A 20,250-nucleotide genomic window follows, 5' to 3' on the forward strand; every position below is an offset into this window, starting at 1 on the left:
CAGACCTTGGGAATTAGCATTCGTTCATAAAAAAGGGCGGGAATCCCGCCCCTTCGTCAGCCTATGGATTGATTCAAATCGTGAAGAAGCGGCGGGCAACCACCAAACCACCCCCGAACATCACAATAAGCCCCAGCGTAGCCGGTTCCGGGACCGCTTGAAAGACTCCGTCAATACCCACGTTATCGATCCAGCTTTTACCTACCTGATTAATGCTCGATGTGCTTTCCCATACCCTGAGTTCGAATGTCGCGGATTCACCAGCGGCAAGTACGTTATCACCGATGTTACCCAGATTCATTGACAAGTCAGTATAGTCATTGGCGTTCGCTGTTGCAGGTGCTCCCAAATTCGAAATGAAGGCCGTCTGCTTGAGGAATCCGGACGTGATATCACCACTCCCATACAAATCCCACCGAGGAGGTGAACCTGCAAACTCGCGCCAGGTATCAAACACAAAATTATTGATCACCAGATTGTCTGTAGCGTGGTCGTTGTTGATGGTCACGAAGACGGCAAATGCACTTTGGTCATTCACCCCCTTCGTCGCTAATCCGCCAAGGAAGGCCGTCGTGCCGGTATTGTCCGCACCGGTGAGGGAGGGACCGAACGTCCCATCGTTGGATCCACTGTCTCCATTAAACCATTCTGAAGCAGAATTGGTTCCACCGCTATACGTCATAGACCCACTGACATCGGTCCCGACGAATGATGCGGAATTCCCCTGATTTGAAAATGGGTTGGCCCACTGATCAAACCCTAAAAGCAACTCCGCCTGAACTGCACATACCAACGAGCCAACCGTCAGCAACCCAATTACTATCCTTTTCATACCATGCTCCTGTTTCTTTCAATTAATGGCAGCAACCAACAAACATGAAGCCTACTGCCGTTCTTTTTACTCAATAATCAGTTGGATAAATTCCGCAGACTTGCCTTCTGTAGATATCCAGTTGGTAACCGCTTCAAAGTCAGCATCAGACGGCATGGAGTTTGTTCCAACAACGATATAGTCGCCACTGTTGGTCCAGCCTGGTGCAACCACAAGGTTGTCATCCTGCTCCAGATAATAGGTCAGGTCGTTATTGGCCGAGGTACGTTGGACATGAATATACTCGAACCAGTTCGTGCCGGAAGCCAGTGCTGTTCCAAGAGTTGGAACATAGCCGATGTCGGCACTGTTGGTCGGATCGCCGCCTAAACCAAACTCCTCGATATTGAGCAGGCCGTCGCCGTCATCGTCATCCTGCTCGCCGCCCACGAGCGTGGGATAGTCGGCAGCCCATTCTTCGTAGCCGCTCAAGGTTTCATTGGTCGTGATGGTTGCCGCCAGAGCGATATTATCGATATAGCAGGCGCCATCCGAACCAAAGACATTCGTGGAAACCGTAATTTCAAACACCGCATACTGGCCGTTGGTCAGCGTTCGATCCGCAACATCGTAACCGGTCAGACTAGCGTCGACATCGGCATAGTTCGTAAATGTTGTGGCACCGGAGTTAAACATAAAGTCCGAGGTCAGCAGTGTGTTGGTCGGAATACCCAAGTCGCCCTCAATATATTTAACATTGAGCGTTTTGGGTGACTGGGCGAACGGAGCCGTCCAGTCCCCCAACACATAATCCAGCTGGAAGATCAACCCATTCGCACCATAGCCGTTTGTGATGACCACGCGCAAGGCATCATCCACCGCCAAGGTGTAGCAGCTGGTGCTGCCGTGGAAGACGGCCTCATCGGCCACGTTGGTGAATAGTCCCGAACCATAGGTCATATCACTGCTGCCGCGATCAAACTTGCTTGCGGTTCCGGAGTTGTCGATCTCGTCGACCCGGACTTTCAGCCCATTTTCAGCCGGCGTCTTTTCAGACGGGAATGTTTGCGCCCGGGTCCATCCGGTAATCAGCTGAGAGGACGCAAGAACCGGTGCCACATTGCTCAGCACCAGGTCGTTGCCGTCACCGCCTGTATAGGAAACCACGTAATCGGAATTCCCAATCAGGTTGGTTGTGGCAAACGTTCCATCAATGGCATCCGGTCCGTTGTTGTCGATCAGCATGATTTCCGCAGGCCGACCCTTCATGCCCGTCATGTCCACCAGCAACGTTCCACCGAGCAAGATGACATTCTTGAAATTGTCCGATACCATCGCCGTAACCGCACCATCCTCGGCAGGCGTCCAGCCGAGGATCGCGGAGGCTCCAATCTTCATGTTCCCCCCCACGCGGAAGGATGCATCGGCTCCGATGACCGCCACCAAGGAAAGCCCCCCTGCGCCGGCATCACCTATTTCAAAATAGGAGGATAAATCGATAGAACCGCTGGTGACATTGAACATGTTGGTTACACCGGCATTGCCACCATCCAGTTCCGTATTGCCCTGAACCGTAAAGTCACCGCCCTGCACGTTAATCGTGCACGGGGTACCAGCCCACTTAAAGGAGACCGAGCCGTTGGTTGGATAGGTCCCGCTGTTCACAACAGTCAGGGCTCCGCCTGTTTCAATATTCAAAAACGCCTTGCCGGCATCCAGTCGCAAGCTGCCGACCTGGTTGCTTGGCGAATCCACCGTGACCGTGTTATCGAATATGATAAGCGCCCTGTCCGCAATCGCAGGAACGGTTCCTGAGTTCCAGGTTGCCGTATTGGTCCAATTTCCATTCCCTGTTGATTTAATTTCCACAGCAAGCGTGCTCCCTGCAAACAGGATCGCAGCCAAACTCAGTAGTGCAGTTGTTACCTTTATCATGTTCCTCCTTCTACTTTGCATGTTGAATCGGGTAACTGAACCCTCTTTCGGCATGGTGCGAAACGTACCCACACGACCTTTCTTTGTCAAATTTTTTATTAAACAGTTTTATGTTTCGTCCAAAAATGGCGGTTTGGGGGGCGGTATTTATTTTGAAGATTCCATTTCGGCTCCGGATTAATTGCTTTCAATGAACTCGGATTCCGTGATTTTTCCACCAACATAGGCACTTGGTTATGCAGGTTCAGAAATATCGTAATGATATCCGCTGGCGTATCCATGCTGGGCGCATGATCCCGCTGCTATCCAAAACAACCGATATACGTTCGTAGATCATCAATCGCAATGTACAGAAATCCAGCTTTCGGCCTGTGGCTCCACAGCCGTGAACAACGTATATTTCCATATAACTCCGCATGCTCACTCCGGTACTTCCATTATTCGCAAACGAATAAACTCATTAATATTGCCATCTACTGGAATTTGGTTGGTGATGAATTCAAATGTACCGCCAACATCCTCCGCTCCGGTTTCAAGGCAGCCGGTATTCGTCCATATTCCGGAAACAAGGTTATCGGTTAGTTCCAAGTAATAGATCAACCCGCTGTTGGTTGCAGACCGCCGCGGATAGATGTATTGCAGGACATTGCTGAAGATATCAACGGTCGGCTGGCAACCAATGTCGGACGGGTTGGTGGGATTACCTCCCATGCCATACTCGCTTAGGTTGTCCAATGTATCGCCATCATCATTTCCCAGTGGCCCGTTCGTCAGGCTATAGCTCGATGACCACTCGTCATAGGCGGAAGGAACCGGCAGCGCCCCGAAGTCGATGCGGGTGTACGAAAGCGCCGGCAACGCAGCGAAGTAGGCGTTGGATGCTGCATTGTACAAAACGCTCAACGGTGCAACCGTTCCATAGTGGTCGGCGCTATCCATCATCACGAGCCCCTCCGGGATTTGGGTTTCATCCGGGGGCATATCTACAAAGGAAAATGCCACATCCTGCACAGCTTCCGTTTTATTGAGTAGGTAGACATACATATTGGTGGGTGTCCGGGCCGAAAACCCAAACACATAGGGATGGGATGAACTTGATTCCACCATCGTGGCACGTTGTGCCGGAGCCAGCAGCCCCCACCCCAGAGTCTGGGGATTCCTACGATAGTCGTTCGGTTTATCCAGCAGCCCGTTATCGGCATTGCGGATGTTCGCCCAGAAACAGGCCATATCATAGTTGGCAATAAAATGCTCCTGAAGGAACTCGGTCTGCAGCAAACCCATTGTGAATTTGTTGAACCCGGTAAAGTTGATTCCACTGCCCCAACCGTATTCATTATTAGCCATCAGAAGATCCGGACAGCCCACCTCGGCCGCGGCCACCCGAAGGTCGGCAATTTTATCGCGCCAGGTTTTGCCCCAGTCATTGGGATCGTTGGTGAGTGGATTCGGATCCGCCCCCGACTTGTAGTCGCGCAGCGGAAACTCGGTCAGCCAGTTTGCATAGGTGCCCAGCGGCGGGGCTGGATCCGGACTTCCGCCAAACGGCCATTTACCGTGGAACTCATACCCGTCTGCATAGTCTCCAGCTCTCCCTGGATAGTCCGGATGAACCGAAGTCAGCCATGCCTGCATGTTGTCCGGATCGGCCCCGTTGTCATTCCAGAATATCTTTATCGTGGGATCGACCGTCTTCATCGCCGCGGCATGTGCAATAAAGTTGGTGGCGGAACTGTAGATGCCTCCAACCGTGAACATGTCTTCGTTACCGATATAGTAGAAGGCTCCGGGATGTCCGGCATCGACCACATACTGCACGCAGTTCGACGCCCGGTCGATACTGTCCTGCATCCGGTTGTACAGATAGCCGGAGCGATAGTTCACGCCAACCAGCGGCGTGATGCCGCTGACATCGCAGAAATGGAGATATTCATCGATGCTCATCCAGTCTGATTCAGGAGCAATGGTGTTCGTGTCGCCGCCCCGCCGCTGATCACGATCGAAAACACGGCCGATTCCGTAGGCGCAAGCTCGGTATCGTTAAGCGAGGGAGAAAGCAAAACATCGAAATCGGGATAGTCCCCGGTCTCTGTACTGTTGTTAAGAACATTGGTCGAAAGAAGCGGCACCGGACCCGCATCGAGATTGCCCGATTCATAGCTTACCAGAATGTTTTCCGGCGAATCGTTGAACCGGCGCACAAAATCAAAGCGAATCGCATCAAGTACCGCGTTGGACGAGGTGTGGTTGGCCACGGTCAGCGTAAAGGCATGGTCGGTTTGAAGCCTGAATGATAAAGCACCGGTATCCGCACCCGAGCCAAACGCGCCGTATGTGCCGTCCGTAGAACCCGCTGCATACGCATCCGCCGCTGTATCCAGCGTCAGTGTTGCGCCAAGGCTGGCAACCGGGGAGAGAGTCGGGGTTAAACTGCCGTTTTCCCAGGTCGCCAGAATATCCTGACTCATTACGCTTTGGCCAAGCAGGCAACACAGCGCTAAACAACCAAACAGATTACGAGATAGATTGGTCACAATACATTTTCCTCTGTTTTGTTGTCCGCGCAAGCTCCGGCTTGCCCTTGCCACCGGATCCATTAGAGTTTGCCAACGCGTTATTCGTTCAAAAAACTGCCCCGCCAGAAGCGGGGCAACCGAATAATTTCATGAAACCCAGAGAAGCTTTACAGCCGCATCTTGCGACGGATGAAAATGATGGCCGCTCCAAACGAAGCCATTAGGCCAAATGTAGCAGGTTCAGGTATCACAGTCCCATATACAGCGATATTATCCAGTCCGGAAGCGGCTGTTCCCGATGCGGCACCAAATGTAAACTGGAATGTAGCGAACTGGCCATTAGCCAGAACGATATCGGACAGCACAGAAGACAGTGTCACATCGATATCGGTATAATCATTATACTTCGAGATGTTGGCGGTGGCGGCATAGCTTGTGATCAACGTGCCGTTTGCATCATCCAATTGACCGCCCGACAACGTCACCGTCACGTTTGTTGGAGCGGCGGCAAATGTCCAGGTATAGTCGAAATGAAGGCTATCGAGCCGAAGATCCTGCGCACCGGCGTTCAGCAGCTTAAGGCTCATGGTATTTCCAGCTTTTCCTTTCATGCCACCTACAGCGGTATTGGCACTGCCCACCGTTCCAAACGTGCCATCGTTCGAACCGAACGTCGCATCATTCGCAACACCGCTTTTAAACGAAGTGGCGGTTACGATGCCGGTGTCTGACCAGGTTGGTGCGTTCACATCGCTTTCCCAATAGGCTATAATACCGGCCATGGCGGTTCCTGCGGTCAGCACCGCAAGAGTCATAATTACTGCTGCTTTTTTCATTTTTTATTCTCCTGTTTGGTTTCAATTTTGCCGGCAGGGAAGTTAACCGACCGATGACATCGCAATGATTCCGTCACTTTTTTTTATTCCACTTCAACACGGAAGAAGGCCGGCGACAATGTGTTTGTCACCGTTGTAATATTGGTTGCGGGCGTGGCGGCAATGCCGGAAGCATTGGTTATCCAGATCGGAAATACGAGATTTTCGGCACTCATGATCCGATAGCTCCTTTCGCCTGCCGATTGCCACTGAATCACGTATTCATTTGCATTGGTTCCGGCTTCGACTACATCAATATTCAATAATGAAAGGGCATTCGTCGGATTGGTTCCGGCAATGAACTCGCTGTAATCGTTGAAGCCATCGGGCTCAAAGTCGGCGGTTCCATCGCTATTGGTAATAGAGCCGAAATAGTTGATTTCCCAGTTATCGGCTATGTTGTCGTTGTCGGTATCCGACGCATCACCCTTGAGCATGCGCACCATGAAGTTGTCGAACAGGCATCTTGTGGGACCGGAAAAGTTGCTGAAAGACAAGGTGAAGGCCACATGCTCGCCGGCCTGGATAACCGTGTCCGTCAAGTTGGTAAAAGGCAGATCGAGATCCACCCATGTATTGTCTATTGCGGAGTAGCTTCCGATTCCCACCGGACCGGTGTCGTCCAGATCTCCGGACACATAGTTAACAGCAAGGCTGCCCGGAGCTTCGGGAAAATTTCGTTTATAGTCGAAATAGATTCCATCGAGGTCCATGTCAAATACCGTCTTGTTGGTGATGGCAATGGTGTAGACTTGGTTCGATTGTGCTCTAAGCACCCAGCTGTTGTCTTCCGCAACTGGAGTCATGAAGATGGTTCCATAGTTATGGTCTTCGCTGCCGCCCGCTGCATTCCTGTTCAAGTTGACCCCATTGATCGCATCGAACATCTGGGCGGATACCTGACCGGCTCCCGGGGTTTTCGTGTCGGCAAAACGATTGTTTTCGCCTGTCCATGCCACCATCTCGTATGCTTCGAGTTGCGGATCCGTGACCACCACTTCGATGATGGCTTCAGCAGGAGCACTGTTGGAGTCGGTCGCGCTGATCGTAAATTCGTCAAAGCGAGCCACCACCGGGGTTCCGATTACGGTACCGTCCGGGAGAATGTCCAGCCAGCTCGGACCGTCCGTTTTGGCGTAATGGATGGTGTCGCCTTCCGGATCGACCGCAATACCGCTGAGATCATTTGAATAAGCAACGCCGATTGTGGCAATTTCCGCCAGGCGGATCGGATTGTTGGTAAACGAAGGAGCAATGTTAGCATTGTCCAATACGCCAAATTCACCAAGGAACATCATGTTATCTATAGCGGTGGCGGGTACGTTGACGTCAAAATTAAACCGGAATGTAGCGGACTCGCCCGCATCAAGAATGCTGTCGCCCAGTGCCGTCATATCTACAATATATTCATTGGAGGGATCAAATAGTCCCCAAGTCGCATTAGGGTCCGTCAAGCTGGTCAGATTCGTGACCAGTGTTCCATCAGAGATCAGCAGATCGCCAGACGCGTATCTGACTTTAAAGTCACCCCCACCCCAACGACGAATGAGGTCGAACCGAAGATCTGCAAGCTGCAGGTTCGTCGTGCTGTTGTTCTGAAGGGTGTATTCCATGTAATAGCCATCGCCGCCCTTGCCAACAGAATATGCGTTCGTTATAAAAGCAGCTTCACCGGTTTCGAAGCCCGCATCGTCAGGTCCGTAAAAACCATCATTGGAAGCCAGGTTCTTGGCGGGGTTGACCAGCCGGGTGCCTTCAACCGCGTTAGTAACATGGCTGTGAGATTCCGTCAGGATGATGAGGGCATTCGTAACGATGTCGGAGTCGGCACTTAAAAAAGTGTTGTTCGTATCCACATTCGCCCACGAGATCTGCTCCATCAGCGGTTCCACCGCAGCCAACGTGGTTATTGGAAGTACCGCAACAACAATCAAAAAAAACACCTGCTTCATTTTCATTATATTCCTCCTTCTACTTTATATGCTGAATCGGGTGGCTGAACCCTCTTTCCGCATTGTGCGAAACGTACCCACACGACCTTTCTTTGTCAAATTTTTTATTAAACAGTTTTATGCTTCGTCCAACAATGGCGGTTTGGGGGGCGGTATTTATTTTGAAGATTCCATTTCGGCTCCGGATTAATTGCTTTCAATGAACTCGGATTCCGTGATTTTTCCACCAACATAGGCCCCGGGTTATGCAGGTTCAGAAATGTCGTGATGATATCCGCTGGCGTATCCATGCTGGGCGCATGATCCCGCTGCTATCCAAAACAACCGATATACGTTCGTAGATCATCAATCGCAATGTACAGAAATCCAGCTTTCGGCCTGTGGCTCCACAGCCGTGAACAACGTATATTTCCATATAACTCCGCATGCTCACTCCGGTACTTCCATTATTCGCAAACGAATAAACTCATTAATATTGCCATCTACTGGAATTTGGTTGGTGATGAATTCAAATGTACCGCCAACATCCTCCGCTCCGGTTTCAAGGCAGCCGGTATTCGTCCATATTCCGGAAACAAGGTTATCGGTTAGTTCCAAGTAATAGATCAACCCGCTGTTGGTTGCAGACCGCCGCGGATAGATGTATTGCAGGACATTGCTGAAGATATCAACGGTCGGCTGGCATCCAATGTCGGACGGGTTGGTGGGATTACCTCCCATGCCATACTCGCTTAGGTTGTCCAATGTATCGCCATCATCATTTCCCAGTGGCCCGTTCGTCAGGCTATAGCTCGATGACCACTCGTCATAGGCGGAAGGAACCGGCAGCGCCCCGAAGTCGATGCGGGTGTACGAAAGCGCCGGCAACGCAGCGAAGTAGGCGTTGGATGCTGCATTGTACAAAACGCTCAACGGCGCAACCGTTCCATAGTGGTCGGCGCTATCCATCATCACGAGCCCCTCCGGGATTTGGGTTTCATCCGGGGGCATATCTACAAAGGAAAATGCCACATCCTGCACAGCTTCCGTTTTATTGAGTAGGTAGACATACATATTGGTGGGTGTCCGGGCCGAAAACCCAAACACATAGGGATGGGATGAACTTGATTCCACCATCGTGGCACGTTGTGCCGGAGCCAGCAGCCCCCACCCCAGAGTCTGGGGATTCCTACGATAGTCGTTCGGTTTATCCAGCAGCCCGTTATCGGCATTGCGGATGTTCGCCCAGAAACAGGCCATATCATAGTTGGCAATAAAATGCTCCTGAAGGAACTCGGTCTGCAGCAAACCCATTGTGAATTTGTTGAACCCGGTAAAGTTGATTCCACTGCCCCAACCGTATTCATTATTGGCCATCAGAAGATCCGGACAGCCCACCTCGGCCGCGGCCACCCGAAGGTCGGCAATTTTATCGCGCCAGGTTTTGCCCCAGTCATTGGGATCGTTGGTGAGTGGATTCGGATCCGCCCCCGACTTGTAGTCGCGCAGCGGAAACTCGGTCAGCCAGTTTGCATAGGTGCCCAGCGGCGGGGCTGGATCCGGACTTCCGCCAAACGGCCATTTACCGTGGAACTCATACCCGTCTGCATAGTCTCCAGCTCTCCCTGGATAGTCCGGATGAACCGAAGTCAGCCATGCCTGCATGTTGTCCGGATCGGCCCCGTTGTCATTCCAGAATATCTTTATCGTGGGATCGACCGTCTTCATCGCCGCGGCATGTGCAATAAAGTTGGTGGCGGAACTGTAGATGCCTCCAACCGTGAACATGTCTTCGTTACCGATATAGTAGAAGGCTCCGGGATGTCCGGCATCGACCACATACTGCACGCAGTTCGACGCCCGGTCGATACTGTCCTGCATCCGGTTGTACAGATAGCCGGAGCGATAGTTCACGCCAACCAGCGGCGTGATGCCGCTGACATCGCAGAAATGGAGATATTCATCGATGCTCATCCAGTCTGATTCAGGTGCCGTGGTATTGGTATTTCCGCCCCAGTCGGCAGGATCGGGATTCGGCTCCCATGGATCACCTCTGGCATATCCGCTTGGATTCTCCCAGTCCCAGTATTTGACGACACTGCCGCCGGGGAAGCGCATCGTGCCCACACCGGCCTGCTTGCACCACAAGGCAAAACTGTCGTCCGAATAGGCCGCATCTTTATCGTTATAATAGACCGTATGCGCCCCGACCAGATAGGGGCTGACCGTCCATTTTTCAATGGAGGGATCGATGGTTACCCACACCGTGTCATTCGTTGAGTCCTGACCGGTTAACGCTAGGTTGTCGAGCATTGAGCGGGAGCCTACCCCGCCGCTCACGACCATTGAAAAAACCGCCGATTCAGCAGGCGCCAACTGCGTATCCGCAAGCGCAGACGACAGGAGTACATCAAAATCGGGATAATCGCCGCTGTCCACATCGCTGCGGGAAACGGTCTGTGAAAAAAGCTGCACAGGCCCTGCACCCAAAGCACCCGAAACATAATTCACTTCCAGAACTTCAGGTGATGCATTGAACCGGCGCACAAAATCAAACCGAATAGCCTTCAGTTTTATATTCCCGACCGAGTCATTGGTCACCGACAGCGTAAAGGTTTCCGAATTCTGAATTCGGAATGAAGTCGGCGATGCGGAGGCTCCGGCTCCGAATGTGCCATAGGTGCCATCGGTTGAGCCAGACGCATAGGTATCTGCAGCGGAAGTCAGGGAGAGAGCTGCACTGAAACCAGGAGCGGAGGGTTTAGTGGGCGATGCGATGCCATCTTCCCAAGAAACCAAAACCTCTTCTGCGCTGACGCCGAACGCCATGACGAAAGAAATCCCTAATTTAATCGCGGTTTTTATACCTGTGACAAGCATGCCTATCCCTCTTTTGACATGAAGACTTCTGAAATTCTCTCTGTCACCAAATAGGCGTTCAATCAGCTGACCCTTTTTAGCTCCGATGCCACTTCTTTTGTTCAAAAACTGCCCCGCATAAACGGGGCAAGTCAAGATGCACACGATCCATCTTATCTATATGGACATCTTGCGGCGGATTAACAGGAACGAAAACCCCGGAGGTTTTTCAAGTTTCTCATTTGCTCTTGATTAACCCCTTCCGAATCCATCCCCGGAAGGGGCTCCAAACTTTTATTGTTCAATAATCAGTCGAAGGAACTGATGATCTTTCGCTACAGTATCGATACGATTGGTTACTGCTTCGAAAGCTGAATCACCCTCAAAGGCTCCACCTACACCAACCACGGAATAGCCCATATTGGTCCATACAGGATTCGTCAGCATATCGGTGAGTTCGAGATAATAGGTCAGGCCGCTATCCACACGCCGCGGATGGACATATTCAAACCATTGCCCTGCCTCTTCGACACTTCCATAGGTCGGAGCGTAGCCTGTGTCTTCGGCATCAACCGGATTTCCACCCAGGCCGAATTCATAGGTATTGTCCAGACCATCACCATCCGGATCGGCATCGGCTTCCGCGGCCACTCCATTCGTATAGGTGGAGATCCACTCCAGATAAGGATCCTCGACAAACGTGCCTTTTATCGAGAAGTTGTCCAGAAAGATATCCTGGAAGTTCACCATATTGTTGGTATCGATCATGAAATTAAAACTGACCGTCTGCTGGGGTTCGAGAACACCATTTATCGCGTGGTCAAAGTCCTGCCCGTCCCTGAACCCCGACTCATAGACTGTAGTAACAGTATCCGTACTTACAACACCTGAAATATCACCCGAATAGTTGATCACAACCGTATCCGTATTACCGAGCGTTTCGATCATCGCATCATAGTGCAAACTGCTGAGATTGATGCTGGCTGAAGCACTGGCATTCGAGACGGTCAGGGTTAATACCGGGCTGATCGTATCATTTTTTGGATGCCATAGAATATTCTTATTCTGCGTTCCTCCCGCCGGGTCGCCAAAGTATTCCCGTCCGCCCGTCGATCCATACGTGTGATCCAAGGATGATTTAAAACTGCTATCCCAGGCCCCCGCCCCATCAGCACCCGTTAAGAGATAGGAAGCTTCAACGCTCGAATGAACCTCCTGCGGGGCTACTTGAAGCGCTGGATCTATATGGGTCCATGCGGCAATGATCTCTCCAGGTGCGGCAATCTGCCCGGTGCCTGAAACGGCAAACGTATAGGCTTCCTTGCCTGCAACATTATTGCTAACGATAACGGAAGCAGTTTGTAAAACGCCAACATTGCCTAGAGTTGGTGTAAAGATCACCGAAAAGGCGATATTCGTGCCCGGTGCAACATCCCCTGGAACCGGAGGTATAATCGTGAGTTCCGAACTCCCGCTAATGCTCGCGCCGGTCACAGATAGATTGGTATATCCGGTATTCCGGACCAAGAAGTTGTTTGTAACAGGTTCTCCCACATAGGCCGTTGAAAAATCAGTATTTTGCTGAAAGTCGACCTCGGTCTGGTTGTTTGTGATCGCAAAGCCCCCGTACTCGCTGATCACATCAATATCCGGAACAATCAGCACGCTGATTCCCTGAATCTCAAAGGTATAGTTGGTGTCATTATTCAGGACGGAAACGGTTGCGGTATTTGTGGTGTCTTCCACCAAGGGTTCATAGCTAATCTGAAAAGTGGTCGATGTCCCTGCGGCCAAATCCGTGAGATTCGGCTGCAATACCATACTGAACACATTGGTGTCCCCGCTGAGCTGTACGGCGTCAGGCGACCCCGTCAGAACCAGATTGGTGCTACCAGTGCTAGAAATTGTAAATTCATTGGTTCCAATCGAGCCGATCGACCGCTCGGGAAATAGCGTTTGGTTCGCCGTCTCTGGTGTCGTTGAATTGTTGACGATGAGGTTGCCATTACCCGATACCTCGATTTTAGGAACGGTGACTACAGAGGCCGGGCCCGTGGTTCCAAAAACGCCGAGGTTGTCAATGTAGGTACTGGCTCCTGCGGAGGCAGAACTCGGAACGATCGCAAAAGTTGCCGATTCGTTAAAACCCAGCGAATAATCAGCAAGGCTGGTCAGATCTACGCTAAAATCCGGAAAATCACCAACTTTGTTCACATCGGCAACACTGAAAGTCTCCGAGATGTTTGCTCCCGGGGTTACGCCCGAAAAATCTCCGTCAACATATTGTACGGTAAGTGCAGCTGGACTGCCATTGAACAGCTTGGAAGCATCAAAACGGATTTCCTCAACATCCAGATAATCATATCCGTCGTTAGAAATCGTAAATTTCACTTCAATATGATTTTCCTCGCCAACAACACGGACATCATCGTTGACTGAAAAGATTTCTGATGCGGTCGGAACAGCTTCACCCGTGGAGTAGTTGGAATCGCCATCTGGCCCATAAAAGGTATCCGTACTGGTTCCATCGGTTCCAACACTCGCTTCCAGCCACTGCACGCCCACATCGTTCATACTGCTTACACCAGTAAGCCCATCCGTGGCCCCAACAAGCAACTCAGCTGCCGATGCGGTTATGGACAGCGACGCTGCCGCGATCATGATATTCAGGTTCCTCAATTTCATCCTATTCCTCCTACTGTTTGTGTGCTTATCGGGTGACACACCCTTCTTTTTGCAGTGTGGATAATTTATCCGCACCACCTTGTCTTGTCAAATATTTTATTGAACTGTTTTACTATATGCCTGAATATATCCGGTTTTTATGGCGTTTTTTACTTTTGAGTTTCCATTTCAGGCCAGCTGACGTTGCCGTCATTATCGGCATCAAGGCGATCAAACTTGTTCCGCGCCTTTTTCTCGTCGAAGGTTCTTTGCTTCTTTTCGGCTTCGGCGCGGTTGCGTTCGAGAAATTCGTTCCAGGTTACACGGCCATCGCCGTCTGCATCCAGTTTTTTGAACCAGGCATTGGGCTCGGACGCATTAGTCTTAGCCTCCGCCTTGTGCTTCTTTGGCTCCATCGAGCTGCGTTCAGCTTCAATAGCGGCGCGGCATTTGCGGCGGAAAATCTGATTATTCACCCGGCCCGTCCGCGCCAGCTCCTTGTGAATTTCGTCCATTTCAGCGCGCCACTCGTTCATGCGCGGATAATCCTCCAGCCAAAGCATCCATTCTTTGCCGTCGCTAACATTCGGGTGGCTCTTGGTCGGCAGATAGTTGGAGAACCCTTTTTTCCGAACAGCCTGCTCAGGCTTATCGGCCAGATTCACATGGCAGAGCGGATCGTTCTTTAAATCGTAAAGTTCCTCGGAGCCATCGAAAAAGCGGTTGTATTTCCAATGTTCGAAAGTCAGGGCATAGGAATCGCGCCCGTTGCAGGTGATGGACGGCCATTCCCAGTCCGTCTGCGGGTTTTTCATCAGCGGCACCAGGCTGCGGCCATCCAGCTGGCTTCCCGGCATTGGAAGTCCGCAAAGCTCCACCAAGGTCGGATACATATCGACCAGTTGCGCCGGTTTGGTGCAGGCCTGCTTTTCGCGCAATCCCGGCGCCGAAACCATCAGCGGATTTCGGGTTGATTCATCCCAGAGCGTAAACTTGCTCCAGCACTGCTTTTCGCCCAGGTGCCAACCGTGGTCGGACCAAAGCATGATCACGGTGTTCCCCGCATCACTCCGTTCGTCCAATGCTTCAAGCACCCTGCCGAGTTGAGCATCCATATAGGTGATGGTTGCCAGATAGGCGTGCAGCAGGCGGCGCGCTCCGCCCTCTTCGGTTTTTATGCCGAGGTCGTGCACCTGGTAGGAAGCAAACTGCGCCGCATCGGGGGTGTCGGCAATGTCGTTCTCCAATACCTCCGGCAGCACCAGCTCGTTCGGATCATACAGTTCGAAATATTTCTTCGGAACAATCCATGAAAGGTGCGGTTTGGTGAATCCGACGGCCAGGAACCACGGCTTGTCATAGTCGCGCTTTAGCCGCTCGACCGCCATATCGGCGGTCATCGTGTCGTGAAACGCCTCGTCCGGCAACTCGCTCGGGCCGCACACCTTGAAACCGCCGTAGCTCTGAAGCGACCGGTCTTCGGGCCGGATTTCCTCTTCGCCCCAAGTGCCGTCCTTATGCTGCGCCTTGCAGTAGATTTCGTCCCAGTCACCATCCCGGAGGGTATTGCCGTGATAAATCTTTCCGCCCGACATCGTGTGATATCCATTATTCTTGAAATGCTTATTCAACGGCGTGGCGCCATTCAGCATCGGCACTTTTCGCCAGTCGACAAAGCCGTACGCCCCGGAGTTGTAGGGTTGAATCCCGTTCATCAGAGAAGACCGCGACGGCCCGCACATCGGCGCCTGGTTATGCGCATTCAGAAACACGGTCGACTGCTCCGCAAGCTTGTCTATATTCGGTGTCAGCACTTGGTCATAACCGAAGCAGCCGACAAAGTTGCGCAGGTCGTCGATCGCAATAAACAGCACATTCGGCTTTTCGGCCTGCGCCATCCCGGCAGCCACGAGACCGGCCAGCAATAATGTTTTCATTTTCATAAACCATCTCCCTCTTCAATCACTAGAACCAGACTGTCATACCACAACTGATATCCGGCTTCGTTCAAATGAACCCCGTCTTTAAAAAAAGAGAGGCGTTGCAAACCGTCCGTATCAACAAATAGGGAATACAAATCCAGCCAATGCACGTTTTCCAACGATTGGATGGCCAGGTTAATGGGCACGACGATGTCGCGGTTGCGCGTCGCGTCACTGGTGGGCAGAACGGAACAAAGAACAATCTCCGCCTGCGGCTCCAACTCCAACAGGCGATCGCGCACGGCAACGATTCCTTCAATGATTTGATCCGGTTGCTGCTTGAACAGATTATTGGTGCCGATCATTAGCACGATGGTTTTAGGTTGAAGCTTTGGATCGTCGAAATTGCCCATTCCTCCGTCCCTCTTGGTTTTCAACCGATAGAGTACGTGTTCCGTCCGGTCTCCTGAAACGCCCAGGTTGAGTGCATTTGCGTACGCCTCCTGCCAAAACGCCGCACCTTTCTCCAGCCAGCCCTGCGTGATTGAGTCGCCGACAAACACAACCTTCACTTTGGAGAGATCGCGTGTGTCCAGCTCCTTTGCAACTTCGGCCAGGCGCTTGACCAGCCAAGCCTTGCCGCCGGTTTCGCGCGGCACCGGCAACACGGCCGGATTCAGCGAATCCTTGCGATAGACGACTTTACCGATCCGAATGGTTCCGCGATCAAGCACCTCGATGTTTCCGTAGTGCCCGCTCTGCCAAACCACGTAATAGTTGCCATAGCTTTCCAACCATTGGAGCCTTTGACCGCTTGCATAGTCCACCGCGCCGTTCACAAAGAACTCAACGCGCTTGCCTGCATCGTCCTTCCAGCTATCCACCAAGGAAAAACCGGATGGCAGCTGTGCGATTTTGGGCGGTGGCACATAGTCAGAAATCTCCGGCTTCAGATCCGTCAGACCAAACACAAACGATGTATGCGCCAGCAAAGCCCGGGTTGTTGCGGTGAGATAGGGTTCTTTTCCAAAAAATGAATGGCCCACGCCCTCATAAACCAGCAGCGCGGCATTCCCGCCCCTTTTGCGGACCGCCTCTGCAAAACGGCGGGCCACATCGATATCAATCGTGGTGTCCTCGGTGCCATGATAGAGCAAGGTGTCGGGTGGAGGATGCTTGATGTTATAGATGGCGGAAGCCGCCTTTTTTTCCTCTTCGGTCGTGCCGGTGTAGTCGCCACCGCCGAAATGGCTGCGGGCGCGCTCCAAGGCATCGAACAGCCCGTTGTAGCCGTCGTAGCAAATGCATTCCGGCGTCAGCTGCGCGGCAATGGATGACAGATGTCCGCCCGCCGAACCACCTGCAAGCCCCACGCGGGTAAAATCTAGGTTGAGTTCATCGGCGCGCTGCCGGATAAAGTCGATGGCATCCATCACATCACTAATCGCTTCGGGATATTTCGCCCCCTGGCTTCGCCAGCGGTATTCCAGCCGGACCCCGGCAATACCGTGCTTTGCAAGCTCGAATGACTGATGAGCAAAATGGCTTTTACTGCCTGTAATCCATCCGCCGCCGTGCACATAAAACACGACCGGAAAAGGACCGCCTTCTCTCGGACGCTCAATCCGAAGATCCAGCAGCAGCTCCTGTCCGTCCGGCAACTCGACGGTTTTGACAACAAACCGGTCGGAACGCACCTGCGGACAGGCCTCCAGATGCTCGACCGTCTTCTCTTCGGCGTAAGCCTGCTGCTCCTCCCACGTTCCTTTGGCAAACGACATCGAGGCGCAGGCCAAACAGATGATAATCAGATTTCGAATCATTTAATGCCTTCCATTACCGTTGGGGTTTATAGGACGAAGGGTCCCATGCGCGAATCCAGCGCGACTTATCCAAGTGCCACTTCTGTGATTCCATGGCCTTCTTTCCGATGTCATCCTTCTTCGCACGCCACTCCGAACAATGCGCGAGGCATTCATCGGCAAACTCTTTCAGGGAGTCGCCATAGCCCATATCATCCACAAAAATCACGACTAAATTCGGGGGGCTGGCGGTTGCTCCAAGCCCGGACAGCAGAGCAAGCCCAAGGAACAAACCGGGGGTTAAACGGGAGGGAAATAATCTATTTTTCATATACGACCAGAGGTTCAGTGTTAATAAGCATTGTGGCAGACACCTCTTTTCACTTATTGAAAATGCAGACCTCATAAATTTCGTAAAGTAAGTTTAATTCTGCGAAGTTAGCTTAAACGAGTCTGTACGGAAGGGGCTTGCGGGCAGGCCGCGACTATCAAACAGCACGGGGTGTGCATTGTTTTCCCACGCATAACGAACAGCGACCGGCTCGGCAATCAAATCGCTCCAAACCATGAGTTCGCTGCCCTGAAGGGATGTCTGTGCCGGAACAAACAGCTTGTCCGCTCCGCAGATCAAAAATTCATTCGTCGAATGATTCAGCACGAGATCGCCTTCACAAAAACAAAACGAAATCGCAATTTTGTTTCCTTCCTCGCGGTGCGACAACGCAACCGGCCCGCTGGCGTATCGTTCTTCGGTGCCATACGCCACTTTCTCTGCGCAGAGGGCGAGCCGTTCACCGACGGCTTCTTTTTGGGAAGGATGAATATCCTCCGTAACTCCGAGACCAATCGTTACCGCCATACCCATTTTTGGTAGAGAACGAAACACGTTCATCTGTGAATCGCGAAGTTCCGCCCAGCCCTGATACGCTTCGTTGCCGTCCAGTAGCTTCCCTTTCCAGTTAGGTAGCTGGACAAAAAGGAAGGGCAGGTCCGAGTTCCAGTCTTTCCGCCAGCCTCTAATCATGGCGGAGAACTGGTTTCGGTAGAGGGATGGCCCCCCTTTTGAAAAATCAAAATTGTTGGCATCGGTTTCGCCCTGATACCAGATTACCCCTTTGATGGCATAGGGCACCTGCTTTTTGAGCATTACATCATAATGCGCGGCTGGACGTGTTTGACACTTCGGCCCCAAGGGATATTTCGGGCGTGGCCCACGTTCCCCACGGGGGATGTTGTTACGTATTTTTGCATCGTAGAGTCGGTTTAGCTCAGCAATCCTTCTGTACTCGGCCTCATATTCTGCCGGAGTAAATCGTGCATATTGGGTACGGTATTGGCTCATAATTTCATTGAGTGCGGGGTCGGCGAGAAAGGCCTCCTTCGGAAGCCAGGTCTGAATGGCACTGCCGCTCCATGCGCAAAGAATGATTCCAACCGGAACCTTCCGGTCGCGGTGCAGCGCTCTAGCAAAGTAAAAGGAAGTCGCTGAGAAGCCGTCGGCCGTTTCCGGAGAGCATTGACTCCAACCATTATTGGCTCTCTCTACCTGTCCGTCATAAGCCTGAAGAGACACCTTAACGAGCCTGATTTCAGGGAGCTTTGCCGCCATAAGATCCGCTTTTATTTTTCCGGCAACTGCGTTCCTCTTTGCAAACATTTTCATAGAGAACGCCATGTTGGATTGACCGCTGGCAAGCCACACTTCACCGATGAGGATGTTTTTAAACTCAGCTGAATTGCCGCTCGAAGAGGAAATCTTCAGGATTCGTGGTTTTGTCGATGCGGCCATGGGGGCGAGGCGAATTTCCCAGTGCCCGTCCACATCGGCGGTTACACTTTTTTCCTGATGAGCAAAAGACACTGTCACGGTGCTTCCAGGAGTGTCGGTTCCCCAGACGGGAACGGGAAGCCCCTGTTGTAAAATGGCATTGTCACCGAATAGCGGCGCCGGTTTCAATGCCGAAAAAGCCGACACAACCATACCGAAAACGAATAGGAGAAGAATCCTTTGCTTATTTTTCATCAGAGTTTTTTCCCAACAGAATTTTTGTAATAAAGTCAATTTCACTTAAGGATGTTCGATTCCGTTTTGTTGATAAACATCCGCTATGTCCAATGGCGTCCGATTTTTCCTTCAGTTTGATGCCAAAGACACGGTGATGAATACCAGCTCCAAGGCTTATTGCCGGCACCTCGTTGTGGCCAGCGTAAAGTCCATAGTATGGAGGATCATCAGGGGTCAGATGAGTGAGCGGCGAAAATTCCGTATACAGTACTTCGTGGGTTTCATAGTTCTTGAGCACGGCGGTCAGGCTTGCTTCGCCCACGGCGGAACAAATCATCGAATGTTCCGCTCCTTTTACACCGATATGTTCCGTTATCCATTTAGGATCAATAGATGTCTGGCCATTCCTAGAAAATACGGCACAGACCCGTGTCGATTCACGTTCGACAGGGTCTTCCGATTTTTCATTGGCCAAATCATCGTGAAAAGCAATCCATAAGCTGGTGCATCCACCGGCACTGTTACCCATGAGGGCGACACGTTCCTTGTCCAGATTCCACTCGCTTGCCTTTGAACGCACAAACTGGAGTGCTCTTGCCGCATCGTGAACAGGAACAGGCAGAGGATTGGTTTTTGATAATCGGTAATTTATGGATGCAACAGATATTCCCCTGTCCAGCAACGGAGTCAAATAATCTTTGCTAATGGCATCTTTGTCCCCCCCCGTCCATCCACCACCGTGTATGTATACCACAAGCGGAGTCGGGGCATCGCTTTTGGCCAGCCAGATATCAATTTTCTGTTTTGGATCTTTACCATAGCTAATATCCCCATGGGTCGGCGTTGGTAAGTTCTCTTTAGTTGCTGAAAAGGCAAGCAGAGAGCTGAACAACAGGCTTCCTGCAATGATTGGCAACTTATTCATAATAT

13 protein-coding genes are annotated in these 20,250 nt (G+C 51.7%); all 13 read right to left on the bottom strand.

The features are described 5' to 3' along the window. Positions 1–73 precede the first annotated feature (73 nt). The 13 genes from SCARR_RS19415 to SCARR_RS19475 all read right to left on the bottom strand — a co-directional run bounded on the left by SCARR_RS19415 (position 74) and on the right by SCARR_RS19475 (position 20,245). Positions 74–832, bottom strand: a complete 759-nt coding sequence (locus SCARR_RS19415) for a hypothetical protein (RefSeq protein WP_136063308.1) — start codon at positions 830–832, stop codon at positions 74–76. Between the two features lie 66 nt (positions 833–898). Beyond that, positions 899–2,746, bottom strand: coding sequence for a hypothetical protein (locus tag SCARR_RS19420; RefSeq protein ID WP_136063309.1), 1,848 nt, complete (start codon positions 2,744–2,746; stop codon positions 899–901). 420 nt (positions 2,747–3,166) lie between these two features. After that, on the bottom strand, positions 3,167–4,690 hold the full coding sequence (locus tag SCARR_RS19425) for a hypothetical protein (protein WP_136063310.1): 1,524 nt from the start codon (positions 4,688–4,690) through the stop codon (positions 3,167–3,169). Continuing rightward, positions 4,687–5,280, bottom strand: a complete 594-nt coding sequence (locus SCARR_RS19430) for a hypothetical protein (RefSeq protein WP_136063311.1) — start codon at positions 5,278–5,280, stop codon at positions 4,687–4,689. The genes SCARR_RS19425 and SCARR_RS19430 overlap by 4 nt, the downstream gene beginning before the upstream one ends. A gap of 149 nt (positions 5,281–5,429) precedes the next feature. Continuing rightward, positions 5,430–6,098, bottom strand: a complete 669-nt coding sequence (locus tag SCARR_RS19435; RefSeq protein ID WP_136063312.1) for a hypothetical protein — start codon at positions 6,096–6,098, stop codon at positions 5,430–5,432. A gap of 83 nt (positions 6,099–6,181) precedes the next feature. Continuing rightward, the gene (locus tag SCARR_RS19440) at positions 6,182–8,095 is read right to left on the bottom strand and encodes a putative Ig domain-containing protein (RefSeq protein WP_136063313.1); all 1,914 of its coding nucleotides are present in this window, start codon (positions 8,093–8,095) and stop codon (positions 6,182–6,184) included. Positions 8,096–8,518: 423 nt separating this feature from the next. After that, entirely contained in the window at positions 8,519–10,948 is a 2,430-nt protein-coding gene (locus tag SCARR_RS19445) for a hypothetical protein (RefSeq protein ID WP_136063314.1), read from the bottom strand. A gap of 273 nt (positions 10,949–11,221) precedes the next feature. Further along, the gene (locus SCARR_RS19450) at positions 11,222–13,612 is read right to left on the bottom strand and encodes a choice-of-anchor D domain-containing protein (RefSeq protein ID WP_136063315.1); all 2,391 of its coding nucleotides are present in this window, start codon (positions 13,610–13,612) and stop codon (positions 11,222–11,224) included. 149 nt (positions 13,613–13,761) lie between these two features. Then, entirely contained in the window at positions 13,762–15,534 is a 1,773-nt protein-coding gene (locus SCARR_RS19455) for a sulfatase (protein WP_136063316.1), read from the bottom strand. Continuing rightward, positions 15,531–17,336 carry a GDSL-type esterase/lipase family protein gene (locus tag SCARR_RS19460; RefSeq protein ID WP_136063317.1) on the bottom strand — a complete coding sequence of 602 codons (1,806 nt, stop codon included), beginning with the start codon at positions 17,334–17,336 and terminating at the stop codon, positions 15,531–15,533. The genes SCARR_RS19455 and SCARR_RS19460 overlap by 4 nt, the downstream gene beginning before the upstream one ends. Positions 17,337–17,349: 13 nt before the next feature. Continuing rightward, entirely contained in the window at positions 17,350–17,646 is a 297-nt protein-coding gene (locus SCARR_RS19465; RefSeq protein WP_136063318.1) for a hypothetical protein, read from the bottom strand. 93 nt (positions 17,647–17,739) lie between these two features. Beyond that, a complete protein-coding gene (locus SCARR_RS19470; RefSeq protein ID WP_136063319.1) occupies positions 17,740–19,338 on the bottom strand; it encodes a sialate O-acetylesterase in 1,599 nt (532 codons plus the stop codon). Further along, positions 19,328–20,245, bottom strand: coding sequence for an alpha/beta hydrolase (locus SCARR_RS19475; protein ID WP_136063320.1), 918 nt, complete (start codon positions 20,243–20,245; stop codon positions 19,328–19,330). The genes SCARR_RS19470 and SCARR_RS19475 overlap by 11 nt, the downstream gene beginning before the upstream one ends. Positions 20,246–20,250: the final 5 nt, after the last annotated feature.

The sequence above is a fragment of the Pontiella sulfatireligans genome (genome assembly GCF_900890705.1).
GTDB lineage: Bacteria > Verrucomicrobiota > Kiritimatiellia > Kiritimatiellales > Pontiellaceae > Pontiella > Pontiella sulfatireligans.

Coding starts and splice junctions, on each gene's coding strand:
- SCARR_RS19455 (WP_136063316.1), bottom strand. CDS start 15,534: ATGAAAATGAAAACATTATTGCTGGCCGGTCTCGTGGCTGCCGGGATG.
- SCARR_RS19425 (WP_136063310.1), bottom strand. CDS start 4,690: ATGAGCATCGATGAATATCTCCATTTCTGCGATGTCAGCGGCATCACG.
- SCARR_RS19465 (WP_136063318.1), bottom strand. CDS start 17,646: ATGAAAAATAGATTATTTCCCTCCCGTTTAACCCCCGGTTTGTTCCTT.
- SCARR_RS19450 (WP_136063315.1), bottom strand. CDS start 13,612: ATGAAATTGAGGAACCTGAATATCATGATCGCGGCAGCGTCGCTGTCC.
- SCARR_RS19475 (WP_136063320.1), bottom strand. CDS start 20,245: ATGAATAAGTTGCCAATCATTGCAGGAAGCCTGTTGTTCAGCTCTCTG.
- SCARR_RS19460 (WP_136063317.1), bottom strand. CDS start 17,336: ATGATTCGAAATCTGATTATCATCTGTTTGGCCTGCGCCTCGATGTCG.
- SCARR_RS19470 (WP_136063319.1), bottom strand. CDS start 19,338: ATGAAAAATAAGCAAAGGATTCTTCTCCTATTCGTTTTCGGTATGGTT.
- SCARR_RS19440 (WP_136063313.1), bottom strand. CDS start 8,095: ATGAAAATGAAGCAGGTGTTTTTTTTGATTGTTGTTGCGGTACTTCCA.
- SCARR_RS19445 (WP_136063314.1), bottom strand. CDS start 10,948: ATGCTTGTCACAGGTATAAAAACCGCGATTAAATTAGGGATTTCTTTC.
- SCARR_RS19420 (WP_136063309.1), bottom strand. CDS start 2,746: ATGATAAAGGTAACAACTGCACTACTGAGTTTGGCTGCGATCCTGTTT.
- SCARR_RS19435 (WP_136063312.1), bottom strand. CDS start 6,098: ATGAAAAAAGCAGCAGTAATTATGACTCTTGCGGTGCTGACCGCAGGA.
- SCARR_RS19415 (WP_136063308.1), bottom strand. CDS start 832: ATGAAAAGGATAGTAATTGGGTTGCTGACGGTTGGCTCGTTGGTATGT.